We start from the raw sequence: 17,910 nt of genomic DNA, 5'->3' as shown, positions 1-17,910 counted from the left end.
TCCCGTTACTCAGGGTTGTCCGCGAGGGATCTCGCCGCCCGGACGCAGTGGGCGAGCGCCTGGCGCGCGTACGCGGGGGAAGCGCCCGCGAGTCCGCACGCCGGGGTGACCGTGACCGCGTCCGGGACGAGCCCCGGTCGCAGCCCCAGCCTGCGCCACAGCGTTCTGACACCCATGACGCTACCGGCAGGGTCTGACAACGGGCCGTCCGTGGCCGGCACGACACCGGCGAAGAGCCGGGTGCCGGCCTCCACGGCCTCCCCGATCGTCTCGTCGTCACGTTCGGTGAGCAGCGAGAAGTCGAAGGAGACCGCCGCGGCGCCCGCCCGCCGCAGCAGGGCGAAGGGCACGTCGGGGGCGCAGGAGTGGACCACCACGGGCCCCTCGGTGTGCACGCCGACCATGTCGCGCAGCGTGGCCTCGACGATCTGCCGGTCCACGGCCCGGTGGGTGCGGTAGCCGCTGGCGGTGCGCACCTGGCCGCGCAGCACGGCGGTCAGGGACGGCTCGTCGAGCTGGAGCACCAGCTGCGCGCCGGGCACCCGCCGCCGGGCCTCGGCCAGGTGCAGCCGCAGCCCCTCGGCGAGCGAGGCGGCCAGGTCCCGGCAGGCACCGGGGTCGGACAGGGCCGCCTCGCCGTTCTTCAGTTCGAGGTTGGCGGCGAGTGTCCAGGGCCCCACGGCCTGGACCTTCAGCGGCCCCTCGTACCCCTGGGTGAACTCCTCCAGGGCGTCGAGGTCCTCCCCCAGCCAGGACCGGGCCCGCTTGGTGTCCCGTCCGGGCCGGTCGCCGATCCGCCACCCGCTGGGCTCCACGCGCGCGTACAGCTCGACGAGCATCCCGGCGGTCCGCCCGATCATGTCGGCACCGGGCCCCCGGGCGGGCAGCTCGGGCAAAAAGGGGAAGTCCTCGAAGGTGCCGGTGACGGTCTTGGCGGCCTCACGGGCGTCCCCACCGGGCATCGACCCGACCGCGGTGGCGGCACCGAACCTGAACTGGCTGTTCTCGCTCACCAGGGCAGCCTACGGAACAGCCCGGCCGGGGTCAGCGTCCCGGTCGCACCGTAAGGTCGTTGACCTCCGCGTCCCTCGGGAGGTCGAGGGCCATCACGATGGTCGTCGCGACCGACTCCGGGTCGATCCAGCGGGAGGGGTCGTACTCCTTGCCCTCCTGCTGGTGGACCTTGGCCTGCATGGGGCTGGCGGTGCGGCCCGGGTAGACGGTGGTGACCCGCACCCCGTTCGCGTGCTCCTCCTGCCGCAGGGCGTCGGCCAGCGCCTTCAGCCCGTGCTTGGAGGCGGCGTACGCGGCCCATTCGGCGTTGGCGTTCAGGCCCGCGCCCGAGTTCACGAACAGCACATGGCCGCGTGAGGCGCGCAGCTGGGGCAGGAAGTGGCGGGTCAGCTCCGCCGGGGCGATCAGGTTGACGTCGAGCTGGTGGCGCCAGGTCTTCGGGGTCAGCTCACCGACCGGACCGAGGTCGACCACGCCCGCGATGTGCAGCAGGGAGTCGACCCGGTCGGGAAGCGACTGGTGCGAGAAGGCCCAGCTCAGCCGGTCCGGCTCGGCCAGGTCGCCGACCAGGGTCCTCGCCCCGGGGAACTCGGCCGCCAGCTCCTTGGCCCGGCCCGCGTCGCGCGCGTGCAGCACGAGGTCGTCCCCGCGCGCGTGCAGACGGCGCGCGACGGCCGCGCCGATGCCGGAGCCGGCCCCGGTGATCACATGAGTAGCCATGCCCGCCATGCTCGCACCCGCAGCTCAGCGCCCGGCCACCGACTCCTCCAGGTAGGCGAGCGCGCCCGCGGGCTCGTCGGCGAAGAACACCAGCTCGCTCAGCGGCCGCGGCAGGAAGCCCTCGTCCTCCATGCGGTGGAACTGCTCGCGCAGGCCGTCGTAGAAGCCCGCCGTGTTCAGCAGCACCACGGGCTTGTCGGTGCGGCCGTGCTTCTTCAGCTCCAGGATCTCGGTGGCCTCGTCGAGCGTCCCGGTGCCGCCCACCATGATCACCACCGCGTCGGCCTTCTCCAGGAGCAGCTTCTTGCGCTCGGCGAGGTCCCCCGCGATGACCATCTCGTCGGCGCCGGGCCGCGCCTTGTTCGCCAGGAAGTCCACCGACACGCCGATGAGCCGGCCGCCCGCCTCCTGCACGCCGTCCGCGACGACCTTCATCAGTCCGCTGTCGGACCCGCCCCACACCAGGCTGTGACCGCCCTTGCCGAGCAGCCGGGCGAAGTCCCGCGCGGGACGGGTGTAGCGGTCGTCGAGGTCGGCGGCGGAGAGGAAGACGCAGATGTTCATGCGCTCAACCGTACGCGGCCCCGAGCGTGCGCCGTACACGGGAAGACGTGCGCCGTGCACGGGAAGAACCCGTGGCCCGGGAGCGCTGTCCTGTTATGACCCAAGGACACACGATCACCATCGAGCAGGGCACCCGGCACGTACGCGTCGTGCACGACGGCCAGGTCCTCGCGGAGAGCGACCGGCCCCTGCTGCTGCGCGAGACCGGCTGCCCCGTGCGCTACTACATCCCCGCCGAGGACGTACGCCTCGACCTGCTGAGCCCGTCCGAAACGCACACCCACTGCCCCTTCAAGGGCACGGCGTCGTACTGGTCGGCGCCGGGCGCCGAGGACCTGGTGTGGTCCTACCCCGAGCCGAAGCCGGACGTCGCAGAGATCAAGGACCACCTGTGCTTCTACGAAGTGGAAGTGTTGTGACCCGATGAGTCCCTTCTCTCGTGGCAGTCTTCACAGCCATGGACAAGAAGACCATCTCGCGTGACGGCACCTCGATCGCCTACCAGCGCACCGGACAGGGGCCGGTGGTCGTCCTCGTCAGCGGGGCGATGTCCACGGGCGCCACGGTCGCACCGCTGGCGATGGCGCTCTCGGACCGCTTCAGCACCGTCGTGTACGACCGTCGGGGCCGCGGCGAGAGCGGGGACACGGCGCCCTACGCGGTGGAGCGCGAGGTCGAGGACCTCGCGGCCGTGATCGACGCGGTGGGCGGCGACGCGGCGCTGTACGGCATCTCCTCGGGCGGCGCGCTGGTGCTGCGGGCGGCGGCGAGCGGGCTGCCGGTCGGCCGGGTCGCCGTGTACGAGCCGCCGTTCGAGGTGCGCGAGGACCGTGAGCGGGAGCGCGCCGCCTACTCCGACGGTCTGGCCGGCGCGCTCGCGGAGGGCCGGCGCGGTGACGCGGTGGAGCTGTTCCTGCGTGTCACCGGTCTGGCCGAGCAGATGATCGTGAGCGCCCGCCAGTCCCCCATGTGGCCGGGCCTGGAGGCCATCGCCCCCACCCTGGCGTACGACGACGCCGTGATGGGCGACGGACCGGTCCCCCGCGACCTGCTGGCCTCGATCACCGTGCCGGTCCTGGCCGTCGCGGGCGACGCGAGCCCGGACCGGATGCGCGAGGCCGCCCGCCAGGTGGCGGAGGCCGCGCCCCAGGGCACGTACCGCCTGCTGAAGGGCCAGACCCACGCGGTGGAACCGGAGATCCTGGCACCGGTCCTGGCGGAGTTCTACGGCGCGTAACCCCCGTCGGCTCTCACGCCACTCCGGCCGTCGCCCGCAGCGTGGAGGCGATCGTCGCCGAGCCGACCACACGGGTGCCGTCGTAGAGGACGATCGCCTGGCCGGGGGCGACGCCGCGGACCGGCTCGGTGAAGGTCACGCGCAGCCCGCCGTCGACCGGCTCGGCCGTGACCTCGGTCTCGCCGCCGTGGGCGCGCAGCTGAGCGGTGTAGGTGCCGGGGCCGGTGGGGGCGGTGCCGCACCAGCGGGGCTTGATCGCGGTGAGGCCGGTGACGTCTAGGGCGGAGGCCGGGCCCACCGTCACGGTGTTGGTGACCGGGGAGATGTCCAGGACGTAGCGGGGCTTGCCGTCGGGGGCCGGGGTGCCGATGCGCAGTCCCTTTCGCTGGCCGATGGTGAAGCCGTACGCGCCCTCGTGCGTGCCCACCTTGGCGCCGGACTCGTCGACGATGTCGCCCTCGGCCCTGCCGAGCCGCTGGGCGAGGAAGCCCTGGGTGTCGCCGTCGGCGATGAAGCAGATGTCGTGCGAGTCGGGCTTCTTGGCGACCGCGAGCCCCCGGCGCTCGGCCTCGGCGCGGATCTCCTCCTTGGTGGTGACCGTGTCGCCCAGCGGGAACATCGCGTGCGCCAGCTGCTTCTCGTCCAGCACGCCGAGGACGTACGACTGGTCCTTGGCCATGTCGGAGGCGCGGTGCAGTTCGCGGGTGCCGTCCTCGCGCACGATCACCTTCGCGTAGTGGCCGGTGCACACCGCGTCGAAGCCGAGGGCCAGCGCCTTGTCCAGGAGCGCGGCGAACTTGATCTTCTCGTTGCAGCGCAGGCACGGGTTGGGGGTGCGGCCGGCCTCGTACTCGGCGACGAAGTCCTCGACGACGTCCTCGCGGAAGCGGTCGGCGAGGTCCCAGACGTAGAACGGGATGCCGATGACGTCGGCGGCGCGGCGGGCGTCGCGCGAGTCCTCGATGGTGCAACAGCCCCGCGCGCCCGTGCGGAAGGACTGCGGGTTCGCGGAGAGCGCGAGGTGGACGCCGGTGACGTCGTGGCCGGCTTCCGCGGCGCGCGCGGCGGCGACGGCGGAGTCGACCCCGCCCGACATGGCGGCGAGGACGCGGAGGGGGCGGGAGCGCTGCGGAGTGTCAGTCATAGCCCTTTCAGGGTACGGGGGCGCGGGAACCGGGGCCGCCGGATATCCGTTGGAGAGCGCGTGGGGGCGAGGAACGGTGACAAGGAACGGCGGCCGGGGCGGCGAGCGCTGCTCCTCGGCGGGGCCGTGGCGGTGGTCGCGGGCGGAGCTGCGGTGGAGCGCGAGGGGCTGGCCCGCCTGTGGTGGGGGCTGCCGGGCGCGCAGAGGCCGCGGGTGGCGGGGGCGGTGGACTTCGGGGGCGCGCGGTGGCTGGCGGCCTCCCCGGCGAACTACCGGCGGGCGGACCGCCCGGACGACTACACGATCGACCGGGTCGTCGTCCATGTCACCCAGGGCAGCTACGCGAGCGCGGTGAAGGCGTTCCAGGACCCGCGGCACGAGGCCGCCGCGCACTACATCGTCCGCGCGGGCGGGCAGGTCACCCAGATGATCCGCGAGCTGGACGTGGCCTTCCACGCCGGCAACCGGGCATACAACGAGCGCAGCGTCGGCATCGAGCACGAGGGATTCGTCGAGCGGGCCTCGTCCTTCACCGACGCGATGTACGCCGCCTCGGCCCGGCTGACGGCGCGGATATGCGGGCGGTACGGCATACCCGTCGACCGCGAGCACATCATCGGCCATGCCGAGGTGCCGGGCACCGACCACACGGACCCCGGGCCGCACTGGGACTGGGACCGGTACATACGGCTGGTGCGCCGGGCGCCGGCCTGATCCGGACGCGAGACACCCCCTGGGGGGTGTCTCGTCGATCAGGCCGGATCAGGGAGCGGTAGCTGGTGGTGGGGGTACCTCCCACGCCGTTCAGGCAGTGGGGGAGCATCGCAAGGCGGAGGAGGGAGTCGATGCGGAGCATCGGCGACCGACGACAACGCGGCGAGGTGGGGTGCCAAGCGCCGCGAGCCCGGCATGATCGCCGAGACACCCCCTAGGTCAGACCCGCCGCCCGGGCCCGCTCCACCGCCGGGCCGATGGCCTTGGCGACCGCCTCGACGTCGGCCTCGGTGGAGGTGTGGCCGAGGGAGAAGCGGAGGGTGCCGCGGGCCAGGTCCGGGTCGACGCCGGTGGCCAGCAGCACATGGCTGGGCTGGGCGACGCCCGCCGTGCAGGCCGAGCCGGTCGAGCACTCGATGCCCTGGGCGTCCAGCAGGAGCAGCAGGGAGTCGCCCTCGCAGCCGGGGAAGGTGAAGTGGGCGTTGGCCGGAAGACGCCCCTCGGGCGCGGGGTCGCCGCCGAGGATCGCGTCGGGGACGGCCGTGCGGACGGCGGCGACGAGCTGGTCCCGCAGGGCGCCGATCTCGCGGGCGAACCACTCGCGCTGCTCGGCGGCGAGCCGGCCGGCCACCGCGAAGGAGGCGATCGCGGGCACGTCGAGGGTGCCGGAGCGGACATGGCGCTCCTGGCCACCGCCGTGCAGGACGGGTACAGGGCTGTGCTCACGGCCGAGGATCAGTGCGCCGATGCCGTACGGCCCCCCGATCTTGTGGCCGGAGACGGTCATCGCGGCGAGACCGGAGGCGGCGAAGTCGACCGGGACCTGGCCGAAGGCCTGCACGGCGTCGGAGTGCAGCGGCACGCCGAACTCGGCGGCGGTCTCGGCGAGTTCGCGGACCGGCAGCACCGTGCCGATCTCGTTGTTCGCCCACATGACGGTGACGAGGGCCACGTCGTCGGGGTTGCGGGCGATCGCCTCGCGCAGGGCCTCGGGGTGGACGCGGCCGTAGGGGTCGACCGGGAGGTACTCGACGGTGGCGCCCTCGTGTTCGCCGAGCCAGTGGACGGCGTCGAGGACGGCGTGGTGCTCGACGGGGCTGGCGAGGACCCGGGTGCGGGCCGGGTCGGCGGCGCGGCGCGACCAGTACAGGCCCTTGACGGCGAGGTTGTCGGCCTCGGTGCCGCCGGAGGTGAAGACGACCTCGCTGGGGCGGGCGCCGAGGGCTTCGGCGAGGGTTTCGCGGGACTCCTCGACCGTGCGGCGGGCCTGACGGCCGGATGCGTGGAGGGAGGAGGCGTTGCCGGTGACGCCCAGCGCGGCGGTCAGTGCCTCTGCCGCCTCCGGGAGCATGGGGGTGGTCGCGGCGTGGTCGAGGTAAGCCATGGTGAGGCTGATTCTACGGGCGCCTGTCGTGGGCCTGGGGATCAGGTTGCGACGACCTCGGAGCGCCCGCCGTGACTCCGCATGGACTGAGTCGGCAAGGCGCCGTCACTGGTCGGCTGTGCGCACCTGTTCCGCCCTGCCCGCAGCGCTGGGCCACATGCGGCGGTCAGAAGCTCCAGGACACCGTGTGGTCCACCTGCATGAGGGTGATGAGGACGATCAGGTCGGCGATGCCCAGGGTGAGGCCGAGGAGGGCCCGGCCGCGGCGGGTGGTGCCCCGCCAGAGGGCCACTGCCGCGAGGGTGATGGCGATGGGGCCGAGGAAGAGGTTGAGGACGAGGAGGCCGAGCAGGCCGAGGATGAAGGACGCGACGGCCATGCCGTCGGCGTCGCGCAGGGCGGTGCGGCGCGTGGCCGGTGCGGTGAGTTGCATGGCGATGGCTCCCGAGGGATGTGATGGGCGCGTGGTCAGTGGGACGTGCCGCGGCGGCGGGCGTGGCGCTCGCGGAGCGCGAAGATGCCGAGCCAGGCGGCGATCACGACGGCGGCGGCCACGGTGAAGCCGAGCGGCGCGTGGGCCACGGTGCCCAGGGTCACGCCGAGCAGCAGCAGTGCGGCGACGAGGAACAGCATGGGATCGGATCCCCCTCCGGCGTTCTCTCGTGAACGCTTACGAGTAACAGTTGTTCACTGACTATTCAGTCTAGCGCGTCCCACCGCTTTGAAATTCCAGAGAACAGTTGTTAACTGCATGGCATGAGTCACACTCTCGGCGTCCGCCAGGCCCAGAAGCAGAAGACCCGGCAGGCCCTCCTGGACGCGGCGCTTCTCCTGCTGGAGGAGCAGAGCCTGAGCAGCCTGGGCCTGCGCGAGGTCACGCGCGCCGTCGGTGTGGCCCCGACCGCCTTCTACCGGCACTTCCGCTCCACGGCGGACCTCGGCGTGGCCCTGGTGGAGGAGGCCCTGGGCAGCCTGCACCCGATGATCCGGACGACGGTGTCCACGGCGGACGACAGCGAGGAACGCATCGCGCGGGCGGTCGAACTGATCTCCCGTCATGTGGAGGCGTATCCGGCCCATGTCCGGTTCATCGCCCGGGAGCGGCACGGCGGCGTGCAGCCGGTGCGGGAGGCGATCCGGGAGCAACTGGTCCGGTTCGCCCGCGAGGTGAAGGACGAGCTGGCCAAGGATCAGCAGGCCGTGGGCTGGAGCGAGGACGACCTGCTCATGCTCGCCCACCTCTACGTCGACCAGATGCTGATCACCGCCTCGCTCTTCCTGGAAGCCCTGGACGCCGCGCCGGAGGAACGCGAGCGCGTCACCCGGCTCGCCACCCGGCAGCTGCGGCTGATCAGCGTGGGCCGCCGGCACTGGCGGGACTGACCTCTTCCCCCTCGTACAGCTCCGCGACGGCTGCGACCGCCGCCCGCAGCTCCTCACGTGCCTCGGGCGGCGCGAGCACCTCCACCCGGTCGGAGAACCCGAGCAGTTGGCGCACCGCGCGCAGGACGGCGTACGACATCCGGGCCGTGACCCATTCGCTCTCGCCGTCGTCGTCGGGCGGGGCGGCCAGCGAGGAGCCGTGCAGGCGCAGGAACATGTCCAGGTGTGCGCGGCGCACCCGGACGGTGACGTCGATCCCGCCGGGGCGCTCCTCCACCTGGCGGCGCAGCACCTCCCAGGCGTCGGCGAGTTCCACGCCCGGCCGGCGCCGTACGGGATCGTCCAGGAGCCGGGCGGAGCGCACCCGGTCGGCCCGGAACAGCCGCGGCCTGCCCCGCCGGTCGGCGACCAGGTACCAGACGCCCGCCTTGGAGACCAGGCCGTAGGGATCGACGGTGTAGGTGCGCGGCTCGCGCTCGCCGCTGTGCCGGTAGCGCAGCCTCAGGCGCCGGTCGGCGAACACCGCGTCCTGCAGGACGTCCAGGTCGACGGCCTGCTGCGGGCCGCTCTTCCAACGGGTGGCGTCCACCAGGATCCGGCGGCTGGTCACCTCGGCGGCGGGCCGGTGCGGGGCCGGCAGCGCCGCCATCACCTTGCGCAGCGCCGAGCCGAGCGCCGCGTCCAGGCCGAGCGCGGCGTGCGCGCCCTGCGCCGCGAGGATGAACAGCGCGCGGGACTCGTCGGCGGTCAGGCCCGTGACATCGGTGCGGAACCCGGCGAGCAGTTCGATGCCGCCGTGCCGGCCGCGCTCCGCGTAGACCGGAACACCGGAGGCCGACAGCGCCTCGATGTCGCGGTAGACGGTGCGCACCGAGACCTCCAGCCGATCGGCGAGCTCGTGCGCGGGCACCCGGCCCCGGGTCTGCAGGAGCAGCAGGATCGACAGCAGGCGGTCGGCTTTCACGCGCCCAGAATCGCGCCGGGCGGGCGCCGGATCAAATGTTGACGGGAACTGTCAGGTTATCCGTGGAGCCTGGGCGCCGTACCGACCGACGGACGCACGGAGGAGACCCATGAACGCCATCGACCCCCGCCCGAACGCCATCGACCCCCGCCCGCTGTACACCCGCGCCACCGAGCAGGCCGCCGCCGTCGTCAAGACGGTCCGGCCCGAGCAGCTGACCGCCCCCACCCCCTGCACCGAGTTCGACGTACGGGGCCTGCTCAGCCACATCGTGGGCGGCACCGTGCGCATCGCGGTGGTCGGCGAGGGCGGTGACGGGCTCTCGATGAGCTCCTTCGCCGAGGGCGTCGAGGACGACGACTGGGCGGCTGCCTACGACGAGGCGCGCTCCCGCGTCCTGAAGGCGTGGGCGAGCGACGAGCGCATGAGCACGCCGGTGCGGGTGCCGTGGGGCGAGATGCCCGGCCACGCGGCTCTCTCGGGGTACGTCATGGAGATCGTGACGCACACCTGGGACCTCTCCGAGGCCCTCGGCCACCCGCTCGGACTCGACCCGGAACTCGCCGAGTTCGCGCTCGCCACCGCCCGCCGAGTGCTGCCGGACGAGCGGCCCCGGGGCGGGGAGACCCCCTTCGGCGCCCGCCACGAGGCCCGGGAGGGAGCCGATGTCTACGAGCAGTTGGCGGCCTGGCTGGGGCGCACGCCGCTCAGCCGGGCCTGACGCCCGCCGCTCGGCCGCCTCCGACGCACGCCGTTCAGCCGAGCCTGACGCGGGCCAGCTGCCGGGACTGCGCCACCAGCCGGTCGGCGCTGTCCCAGACCTCGGCGTCCTCCTCCAGGAAGCCGCCGGCGAGGTTGCGGGTGGTGATGGACACGCGCAGCGGGCCCGGCGCCGGGCGGCAGCGGACGTGCACGGTCAGCTCGACCGTCGGGACCCAGCCCTTCAGACCGAGCTCGAACGCGGTCGGCGGCAGCGCGTCGACGGCGAGCAGCAGAGAGAGCGGGTCGGCGTCCCGGCCGTCGGCGAGCCCGAACCAGGCCCGCATCTCGCCCTTGCCGGAGGGCGAGCCGAGCGCCCAGCCGAGGGTGGCCGGGTCCAGCTTGAGCATCAGGCGGTCGGTGATGGCGGAGCTGCCCGGGACCGGGGACGGTCCGTCCTGCGGCCCGAAGCACTGTTCCATCGGCGGGATGGCGGGCGGCTTCGCCGTGGTGCGCACGTCGTCGGGGAGGGCGCCCAGGTCGCCGTAGGAGGCCAGGACGCGGATGCGCTCCACCTCGCGGCCGTCCGCGTCGTACTGGAAGAGGGACGCCTGGCCGGTGGAGAGGGTGCGGCCGGTGCGGACCACGTCCGTGCGCACGACGGCGGGGCCGGGCTGGGATGCCGTCAGATAGTGTGCCGAGATCGTGAACGGGTCCGGGTGCGGCAGGGCGTCCGCGAGGGCGCGGCCCAGGACGGCCAGCAGATAGCCGCCGTTGACGGCGCTGATGATGGTCCAGCCGGCCGAGAGGTCGATGTCGTAGACGCCCGGGGCGCGGCGGGTCACCGCGGTGTCCCGGTCGAACTCGCTGTCGCCGATCGTGGCCCGCGCGGCCGGGGCGGAAGCTGCTTCTGGCATGCATGAACCGTACAACAGGAAACTACTAAGCGGTAGCTTTGCCTCAGGTCGAGCCGGTCGACCCCTGCGCACTCGCGTGGGTCTTCGGCAATTTCTTGGTAAGTGTCCGTACTCGTCCGTGACCCGCGGCCCCCGAATTCCCTCTATCCGGACATGAGCCTCACCGGGACTCCGTTCCTGTACACCACCGTCGCGCTGGCCGTGGTCGCCCTCGTCCTGCCGTTCGTCCTGTGGACGCGGCTGAGGGGCCCCAGCGCGCTGCGCACCGCGCTGCGCGCGCTGATGCTGCTGTTCGCCCAGGCCACCGCCGTCACCCTGGTCTTCGTGCTGGTGAACAACGCCAACAACCTGTACGACAACTGGGCGGACCTGCTCGGCACCGGCAACCATGTGCAGAAGGCCGCCGACCTCGGCGCCGACGGCACCGGAGGCATCGCCTACCGCAGGCTGCCCAAGGTCCACCAGAGCTTCACCCAGGCCGACGGACCCGGGATGCACGCGGCCGGCGGGGTCGAGGTCACCCAGCTCAAGGGCCGGGTCTCGGGGGTGAAGGCCGAGGTCTACGTCTGGCTGCCGCCGCAGTACGACGAGCCCGCCTACAAGGACAAGAAGTTCCCGGTGGTCGAGCTGCTGTCCGGCTATCCGGGCTCGGCGAAGGCGTGGTTCGGGTCGATGAAGGTGCACGAGCAGCTGGCGCCGCTGATGAGGAGCGGTCAGGTCGCGCCCTTCATCCTGGTCTCCCCGCGCACCAACCTGATCGCCAAGACGGACACGGGCTGCGCCAACATACCGGGCACCGTCAACGCGGACAGCTGGCTGAGCATCGACGTGCCGAAGATGATCACGGACAACTTCCGCGCCGAGGCCGCGCCCGACGGCTGGGCGGCCGCCGGCTACTCGGCCGGCGCGCACTGCGCGGCCAAGCTGGCCGTCGCCCACCCCGACCGCTACCGGGCCGCGGTGAGTCTGTCCGGCTACAACGACCCGATCGGCGAACGCTCCTCGCTGGCCGCGCAGAACATCGGGCTGCGCCGGGCGAACAACCCCTACGTCCTGCTCCGCAAGTACCGCACCCCGCCCCGGATCGCGCTCTACATGTCCGGGGAGGCCGGCGACGGCTACGAGGCCGGAGTGGCCCTGGAGCAGGTGGCGAAGCCGCCGACCACCGTCCATGTGGTGTTCCTGCCGCGCAGCGCGGGCGGGCACACCATGGGGCTGTGGCGGCCGCAGGTGCCGACGGTGTTCCGCTGGCTGACCATGGAGCTGGGCCACCACCGTGGCGGGAACCCCGCGAAGTCCGCTACTCCTCCCGGACGGTCGAGCGCCGGTTCCAGGCCCGCGGAGCTCGCCAGTGGAACCGCATCGCGAGCAGGCGGAGCACGAAGGCGGTGACGACGGCCAGGGCGGTGGTGAGCGGGGTCAGCGCGTCGTAGTGGATGCACAACACCACCATGGTGGCGCCGACGATCGCCGGGACCGCGTACAGGTCGCGGTCCCATCGCAGCAGCGAGGGAACCTCGTTGGCGAGCACGTCCCGCAGCACACCGCCGCCCACGGCGGTGGCCATGCCGAGGGTCGCCGACGCGGTGAGGCCCAGCCCGTAGTCGTACGCCTTGGTGGTCCCGGAGACACAGAAGAGGCCGAGGCCGGCCGCGTCGAAGACCAGGACCGCCGCCTGGATGCGCTCCACGTGCGGGTGCAGGAAGAAGACCACGACCGTGGCGAGCAGCGGGGTGAGGAAGTACCCCAGGTCGGTGAAGGCGGCCGGGGGCACGGCCCCGATCATGACATCGCGGAACAGCCCTCCGCCCAGCGCGGTGACCTCGGCGAGCACGGCGATGCCGAAGACGTCGAAGTTCTTGCGGACGGCCAGCAGCGCGCCGGAGATGGCGAACACGAAGATGCCGACCAGGTCGACCGTGTGCTGGACGGAGGGGCTGAACAGTTGCTGAAGCACCCCACATTCTTACTCAGAGTGCGGTGCGTGCCTTGCAATGCAAGGACGGCCCGGCTTACAGGGCGGGTTTGCCGGTCGTGTACAGCCACTTCTGGAAGAGGTCGCCCAGGTGCTGCCCGGAGACCTGCTCGGCGAGGCGGACGAAGTCGGCGGTGTTCGCGTTGCCGTAGCGGTGCAGCTTCGTCCAGGCGGGCAGCAGCCTGAAGAAGGCCCGGTCGCCGATGCGTTCGCGCAGCGCCTGGAGCGTCATCGCGCCACGCTGGTAGACGGCGGAGGCGAACATGGTGTCGCGCTGCGGGTCGGCGACCTCGACCTGCCAGAAGGAGCTGTCGGCCGGCCGGGCGTCGTAGCCTGCCAGGAACGAGTCGTGCGCCGAGCGGGTGCCCTGGTGCTCGGCCCACAGCCACTGGGCGTAGGTGGCGAAGCCCTCGTTGAGCCAGATGTCCTTCCAGCGCTCCACCGACACCGAGTCGCCGAACCACTGGTGGGCCAGCTCGTGCACGATCGTCGACTCGTTGCGGACGGCCGAGTAGGCGGGCTTGGACTGCACCTCCAGCGAGAACCCGGCCTCGGGCATGTCGTCGACGATCGCGCCGGTCTCCTCGAACGGGTACGGCCCGAAGACCTGCGACCAGTAGTCGGTGGCGGCGGCCGTGACGGCGTACACGTCGACGCTGTTGCTGTTCTTCAACGTCGGGTCGATGGCGACGTAGATCGGGATGCCGGAGGGCGTCCGCCCGGTGCGCACGTCGAACTTCCCGATGGTGGCGGTGGCGAGGTAGGTGGCCATGGGCCGGTCCTCGCGCCAGTGGGTGTACGTCGAACCGCCCCGGTCGTACGTCGATATCAGCCGGCCGTTGGAGACGGCGGTCAGGCCCTTGGGCGCCTTGATCCGGATGTCGTAGGTGGCCTTGTCGGAGGGGTGGTCGCTGGACGGGAACCAGGTGGAGGCGGCGTTGGGCTCACAGGCGACGAAGACGCCGTCCGGGGTCTTCATCCAGCCGTACTGGGAGCCGAAGACGATGGGTCCGCCGAGCGGCTCGGGTACGCCGCCGTAGGTCACGGTGACGGTGAAGGTGCGGTTCCTGGGCAGGACGCCGCGCGGGGTGACGCGCACCTCGTCTCCGTCCTGGGTGAACCCGGCGCGTCTGCCGTCGACTTCGACGCGGGTGACCTGGAGCTGCTGCAGGTCCAGGTCGAAGGAGGACAGGTTCTCGGTGGCGCGGGCGGTGAGCGTGGTGCGGCCGTCGAGGCGGTCGGTGTCCGGGTCGTACGCGATGTCGAGGGCGTAGTGGCGGGCGTCGAAGCCGCCGTTGCCCGCTTGCGGGAAGTAGGAGTCGCCGATGCCCGGGGCGCCGTGGGTGGGGGCCGAGGAGGCGGCGATGGCGAGGAAGGAGGCCGCCGCGGTGGTGACGGCCGCCAGACGTGCCGAACGGGAGAGTGCCATGAGTCATCCCTTCGCGCGTGCGTCGATCAGTGGATCGCACGGACAGGGTCGACTCTGCACTCCCCCGTTCGGTCATGTGCATGACTTTGCCAAGCTGTCATGCGTCAGTCCTTGCTTGACTCCTGACTGTCGCTGTCGCTGTCGCCACTGCTGTCACTGGCGCTGCTCGAGGCTTCGGAGGCGGCCGTCTCGGCGTCGGCGTCGGTGTCCGCCTCCGGTTCCGAGCCCGTCTCGGACTCCGACGCCGACTCCGACTCCGCGTCCGACGCCGACTCCGCGTCCGCCTCGGACTCCACGTCCGACTCCGCGTCCGCGTCCGCGTCCGCGTCCGCGGAAGCCTCGGCCGGCTCCTCCGTGTCGTCGGAGGACGGCGTGTCGGCCTCCGCCTGCGCCTCCGCGATCTCGTCGGCAGCCGCCGCGACCGCGGCCGAGGTCTCGGCCGACTTGGCGAGGGCCTCCTCGGAGACCAGCTCCGCCGCCTCCTTCGCGGCCGTCAGCAGCACGGTGTCCTGCGGTGCCTGGTCCTCGAAGTTCTCCGGGTGGTGGCAGGCCACCCGCTGACCGGGCTTCAGCTCCTTCAGCGCCGGCTCGGTCGTCCGGCAGATCTCCGTCGCCTTCCAGCACCGGGTGTGGAAGCGGCAGCCGCTCGGCGGGGAGATCGGCGAGGGGACGTCGCCCTTGAGCAGGATGCGGTCGCTCTTGGCGTTCTTCCGCTTGGGGTCCGGGATCGGGACGGCGGACATCAGCGCCTTGGTGTACGGGTGCATCGGCGCCTTGTACAGCGATTCCCGGTCGGCCAGCTCGACGATCTTGCCGAGGTACATCACCGCGATGCGGTCCGAGACGTGCCGGACGACCGACAGGTCGTGCGCGATGATCACGTACGTCAGGCCCAGCTCCTGCTGGAGGTCGTCGAGCAGGTTGACGACCTGCGCCTGGATCGACACGTCCAGCGCCGAGACCGGCTCGTCCGCCACCACCAGCTTCGGCTTGAGCGCGAGCGCACGGGCGATACCGATGCGCTGGCGCTGGCCGCCGGAGAACTCGTGCGGATAGCGGTTGTAGTGCTCGGGGTTGAGGCCGACCACCGACAGCAGCCGCTGCACTTCCTTCTTGATGCCGCCCTCGGGCACCACGCCCTGGAGCCGGAAGGGAGCGCCGACGATCGTGCCGATGGTGTGGCGCGGGTTCAGCGACGAGTACGGGTCCTGGAAGATCATCTGCACATCGCGGCGCATCGGGCGCATGCCGCTCACACCGAGGTGCGTGATGTCCTTGCCCTCGAACTCGATCTGTCCGCCGGTCGGTTCGAGCAGCCGGGTGATCAGCCGGCCCATCGTCGACTTGCCGCAGCCGGACTCGCCCACGACGCCCAGGGTCTCGCCGGAGCGCACCTCGAAGTCGAGGCCGTCCACGGCGCGCACGGCGCCGACCTGACGCTGCAGCAGGCCCTTCTTGATCGGGAAGTGCTTCTGCAGCCCGGTGACCTTCAGCAGGATCTCGCCGGGCGCGGCCTCCTTGGTGAGGGTGGCCGTGCCAGCGGCCTCGGCCTCGGCGCCGTCGCTCTGGGCAGGAATGCTCACTGCCTTGTCCTCTGCGTTCTCACTCACAGCTTCGGCGCAATCTCTTCGGTCCAGATCCGCTCCCGCTGCTCCTGCGACATGTGGCAGGCGGCCCAGTGCTGGCTGCCGACCTCGGTCAGCTCGGGGCGGACCGTGCGGGTGACGTTGTCCTTCGGGACGTCGGCGTACGGGCAGCGCGGGTTGAAGGCGCAGCCGGACGGGACGTTGATCAGGGAGGGCGGCGATCCCTTGACGGGGATGAGCCGGTCCTGCTGCTCGCGGTCCAGGCGCGGCATCGAGCCGAGCAGACCCCAGGTGTAGGGGTGGCGGGGCTCGTAGAACACCTTGTCCGCCGGGCCGCGCTCGACGCACCGGCCGCCGTACATCACCAGGATGTCGTCGGCGAGTTCGGCGACGACGCCGAGGTCGTGGGTGATGATGATGACCGCGGAGCCGAACTCCTTCTGCAGGTCCCGGATGAGGTCGAGGATCTGCGCCTGGACGGTGACGTCCAGGGCGGTGGTCGGCTCGTCCGCGATGAGCAGCTCGGGGTTGTTGACCAGCGACATCGCGATCATCGCACGCTGGCGCATACCGCCGGAGAACTCGTGCGGGTAGCTGTCCACGCGCTTGTCCGGCTGCGGGATGCCCACCCGGTCGAGCATCTCGATCGCCCGCCTGCGGGCGGTCTTCTTGTCGACCTTGTGGTGGATGCGGTACGCCTCGACGATCTGCGCGCCGATCGTGTAGTACGGGTGCAGCGCGGACAGCGGGTCCTGGAAGATCATCGCCATCTCCCGGCCGCGCAGCTTGCGCACGTGGTCGGGGTCGGCGGACAGCAGCTCGGTGCCGTCCAGCCAGATCTCGCCGGAGATCTGCGCCTTGCGCTTGCCGTACTGGCCGGCGGTGTGCAGGCCCATGATGCCGAGCGAGGTCACCGACTTGCCGGAGCCGGACTCGCCCACGATGCCGAGGGTCTTGCCCTTCTCCAGCTGGAAGCTGAGCCCGTCGACGGACTTGACCAGGCCGTCGTCGGTGGGGAAGTGCACCTTCAGGTCGCGCACTTCCAGGAAGGCACTGGGGGCGGGCGAGGCGGTGCTGGGCTCGCCCACGGCCGCTCCGGTCTTGCTGAGTTCGGTCATGCCAGCCTCACTCGGGGGTCGATCACGGCGTACAGGACGTCCACCACGAGGTTGGCGATGAGCACCGCGAGGGAGGTGATCAGGGTGACGCCCAGAATGATGGGCAGATCCTGGTTCTTGATGGCGTTCAGCACGGCCTGGCCGAGGCCGGGCAGGCTGAACGTCGTCTCCGTGAGGATCGCGCCGCCGATCAGGGCGCCGAGGTCCATGCCGAGCATGGTCAGGATCGGGGTCATCGTGGAGCGCATGGCGTGCTTGCCGATGACGACCTGCTCCTTGAGGCCCTTGGCACGGGCGGTGCGGATGTAGTCCTCGCCCAGGATCTCCATCATCGTGGCCCGGGTGATCCGGGCGTACATGGCCGCGTACAGGAACGCGAGGGTGACCCAGGGCAGGATCATGCTTCCGAACCAGCCGGAGAAGCTGTCCGAGAGCGGGACGTACCTGCCGTCGAACCACTTCAGTCCGAAGACGAAGATCGCCGAGGCGAGCAGACCCGTGAAGTAGATCGGCAGCGAGACGCCGCTGAGGGCGACGACCATCGCGCCGCGGTCCCACAGGCTGCCCCGCTTGAGGGCGGAGAGCACACCCGCGGCGACACCGAAGACCAGCCACAGCACGGCGGCGCCGAGCGCGAGCCCCAGGGTCACCGGGAAGCGGTCGGTGAGCACCGGCCAGACGGCCTGCTCGCTCTTGAAGGAGTAGCCGAAGCAGGGCGCGGCGCAGTGGGTGACGTCGCCGCCGCCCGAGTAGGTGCGGCCCGCGAAGATGCCCTTGAAGAACTCCCACACCTGCGAGTAGATCGGTTCGGCCAGACCCAGTTTCTCGCGGACCCCCTCGACGGCGGCCGGGTCTGCCTGTTTGCCGACGAAGCTCAGGGCGATGTCGACGCCCGCCCACTTGGGGACGAGGAAGAAGATGCTGAAGACCACCAGGATGATGACAACCAGCATCACTGCGGCGGCGAACAGCCGCCTGATGAGGTAAGCGAGCACAGCTTACGGCCCGCCGCGGACAGCGGACCGCCGGAGGTCTTCCGGCGGTCCGCGGTCTCGCCGCGCC

At 71.6% G+C, this 17,910-nt stretch carries 20 protein-coding genes; 6 read left to right on the top strand and 14 right to left on the bottom strand.

Going from position 1 to position 17,910, the window contains the following annotated elements; all coding sequences use genetic code 11:
* Positions 1-5: 5 nt before the first annotated feature.
* The 3 genes from IE318_RS37940 to IE318_RS37930 are packed head-to-tail and all read right to left on the bottom strand — an operon-like array spanning position 6 to position 2,298.
* Positions 6-1,013 carry a methionine synthase gene (locus IE318_RS37940; protein WP_189907469.1) on the bottom strand — a complete coding sequence of 336 codons (1,008 nt, stop codon included), beginning with the start codon at positions 1,011-1,013 and terminating at the stop codon, positions 6-8.
* 31 nt (positions 1,014-1,044) lie between these two features.
* Entirely contained in the window at positions 1,045-1,743 is a 699-nt protein-coding gene (locus IE318_RS37935) for an SDR family oxidoreductase (protein ID WP_189907468.1), read from the bottom strand.
* Positions 1,744-1,758: 15 nt separating this feature from the next.
* Positions 1,759-2,298, bottom strand: a complete 540-nt coding sequence (locus IE318_RS37930) for an LOG family protein (RefSeq protein ID WP_189907467.1) — start codon at positions 2,296-2,298, stop codon at positions 1,759-1,761.
* 95 nt (positions 2,299-2,393) lie between these two features.
* Between IE318_RS37930 and IE318_RS37925 the strand changes: the two genes are divergently transcribed.
* Both IE318_RS37925 and IE318_RS37920 read left to right on the top strand, forming a co-directional pair.
* Positions 2,394-2,717, top strand: a complete 324-nt coding sequence (locus IE318_RS37925; RefSeq protein ID WP_189907466.1) for a DUF427 domain-containing protein — start codon at positions 2,394-2,396, stop codon at positions 2,715-2,717.
* A 38-nt stretch (positions 2,718-2,755) separates the two neighbouring features.
* Positions 2,756-3,535 (top strand): alpha/beta fold hydrolase, encoded by a 780-nt coding sequence (locus IE318_RS37920; protein ID WP_189907482.1) that lies wholly within the window; start codon positions 2,756-2,758, stop codon positions 3,533-3,535.
* 13 nt (positions 3,536-3,548) lie between these two features.
* Here IE318_RS37920 and mnmA read toward each other — a convergent pair whose 3' ends face one another.
* Complete coding sequence (gene mnmA, locus IE318_RS37915) at positions 3,549-4,679, bottom strand: tRNA 2-thiouridine(34) synthase MnmA (protein ID WP_189907465.1); 1,131 nt, start codon at positions 4,677-4,679, stop codon at positions 3,549-3,551.
* A 60-nt stretch (positions 4,680-4,739) separates the two neighbouring features.
* On the opposite strand from mnmA, the gene IE318_RS37910 reads away from it, so the two are divergent.
* A complete protein-coding gene (locus IE318_RS37910) occupies positions 4,740-5,393 on the top strand; it encodes an N-acetylmuramoyl-L-alanine amidase (protein ID WP_030179353.1) in 654 nt (217 codons plus the stop codon).
* Positions 5,394-5,607: 214 nt separating this feature from the next.
* Here IE318_RS37910 and IE318_RS37905 read toward each other — a convergent pair whose 3' ends face one another.
* The 3 genes from IE318_RS37905 to IE318_RS37895 all read right to left on the bottom strand — a co-directional run bounded on the left by IE318_RS37905 (position 5,608) and on the right by IE318_RS37895 (position 7,410).
* The gene (locus IE318_RS37905; RefSeq protein ID WP_189907464.1) at positions 5,608-6,777 is read right to left on the bottom strand and encodes a cysteine desulfurase family protein; all 1,170 of its coding nucleotides are present in this window, start codon (positions 6,775-6,777) and stop codon (positions 5,608-5,610) included.
* 166 nt (positions 6,778-6,943) lie between these two features.
* Positions 6,944-7,210 (bottom strand): DUF4190 domain-containing protein, encoded by a 267-nt coding sequence (locus tag IE318_RS37900; RefSeq protein WP_189907463.1) that lies wholly within the window; start codon positions 7,208-7,210, stop codon positions 6,944-6,946.
* Positions 7,211-7,245: 35 nt separating this feature from the next.
* Positions 7,246-7,410 (bottom strand): hypothetical protein, encoded by a 165-nt coding sequence (locus IE318_RS37895; RefSeq protein ID WP_030179346.1) that lies wholly within the window; start codon positions 7,408-7,410, stop codon positions 7,246-7,248.
* Positions 7,411-7,533: 123 nt separating this feature from the next.
* Between IE318_RS37895 and IE318_RS37890 the strand changes: the two genes are divergently transcribed.
* Positions 7,534-8,160, top strand: coding sequence for a TetR family transcriptional regulator (locus IE318_RS37890; protein ID WP_189907462.1), 627 nt, complete (start codon positions 7,534-7,536; stop codon positions 8,158-8,160).
* Here IE318_RS37890 and IE318_RS37885 read toward each other — a convergent pair.
* Positions 8,129-9,124 carry a helix-turn-helix transcriptional regulator gene (locus IE318_RS37885; protein WP_189907461.1) on the bottom strand — a complete coding sequence of 332 codons (996 nt, stop codon included), beginning with the start codon at positions 9,122-9,124 and terminating at the stop codon, positions 8,129-8,131. The two genes, IE318_RS37890 and IE318_RS37885, sit on opposite strands and share 32 nt — an antisense overlap.
* Positions 9,125-9,233: 109 nt before the next feature.
* On the opposite strand from IE318_RS37885, the gene IE318_RS37880 reads away from it, so the two are divergent.
* Positions 9,234-9,845, top strand: a complete 612-nt coding sequence (locus IE318_RS37880) for a TIGR03086 family metal-binding protein (RefSeq protein ID WP_189907460.1) — start codon at positions 9,234-9,236, stop codon at positions 9,843-9,845.
* A 34-nt stretch (positions 9,846-9,879) separates the two neighbouring features.
* Here IE318_RS37880 and IE318_RS37875 read toward each other — a convergent pair whose 3' ends face one another.
* Positions 9,880-10,740 carry a thioesterase family protein gene (locus IE318_RS37875; RefSeq protein WP_189907459.1) on the bottom strand — a complete coding sequence of 287 codons (861 nt, stop codon included), beginning with the start codon at positions 10,738-10,740 and terminating at the stop codon, positions 9,880-9,882.
* A gap of 153 nt (positions 10,741-10,893) precedes the next feature.
* Between IE318_RS37875 and IE318_RS37870 the strand changes: the two genes are divergently transcribed.
* Entirely contained in the window at positions 10,894-12,132 is a 1,239-nt protein-coding gene (locus tag IE318_RS37870) for an alpha/beta hydrolase (protein ID WP_189907458.1), read from the top strand.
* On the opposite strand, the gene IE318_RS37865 is transcribed toward IE318_RS37870, so the two are convergent.
* From IE318_RS37865 to IE318_RS37845, 5 genes are all read right to left on the bottom strand, one after another.
* The gene (locus IE318_RS37865; protein ID WP_030179330.1) at positions 12,041-12,697 is read right to left on the bottom strand and encodes a trimeric intracellular cation channel family protein; all 657 of its coding nucleotides are present in this window, start codon (positions 12,695-12,697) and stop codon (positions 12,041-12,043) included. The two genes, IE318_RS37870 and IE318_RS37865, sit on opposite strands and share 92 nt — an antisense overlap.
* A gap of 55 nt (positions 12,698-12,752) precedes the next feature.
* The gene (locus IE318_RS37860; RefSeq protein WP_189907457.1) at positions 12,753-14,144 is read right to left on the bottom strand and encodes a M1 family metallopeptidase; all 1,392 of its coding nucleotides are present in this window, start codon (positions 14,142-14,144) and stop codon (positions 12,753-12,755) included.
* A 104-nt stretch (positions 14,145-14,248) separates the two neighbouring features.
* Positions 14,249-15,727 carry an ABC transporter ATP-binding protein gene (locus IE318_RS37855; protein WP_189907456.1) on the bottom strand — a complete coding sequence of 493 codons (1,479 nt, stop codon included), beginning with the start codon at positions 15,725-15,727 and terminating at the stop codon, positions 14,249-14,251.
* Positions 15,728-15,750: 23 nt separating this feature from the next.
* Complete coding sequence (locus IE318_RS37850; RefSeq protein ID WP_030179323.1) at positions 15,751-16,848, bottom strand: ABC transporter ATP-binding protein; 1,098 nt, start codon at positions 16,846-16,848, stop codon at positions 15,751-15,753.
* A complete protein-coding gene (locus tag IE318_RS37845) occupies positions 16,845-17,843 on the bottom strand; it encodes an ABC transporter permease (protein ID WP_189907455.1) in 999 nt (332 codons plus the stop codon). Before IE318_RS37845 ends, IE318_RS37850 begins: the two co-directional genes overlap by 4 nt.
* Between the last annotated feature and the right edge of the window lie 67 nt (positions 17,844-17,910).

This window comes from Streptomyces spiralis (assembly GCF_014654675.1).
Lineage (GTDB): Bacteria > Actinomycetota > Actinomycetes > Streptomycetales > Streptomycetaceae > Streptomyces > Streptomyces spiralis.
This window is presented reverse-complemented; position numbering and strand designations above follow the sequence as displayed.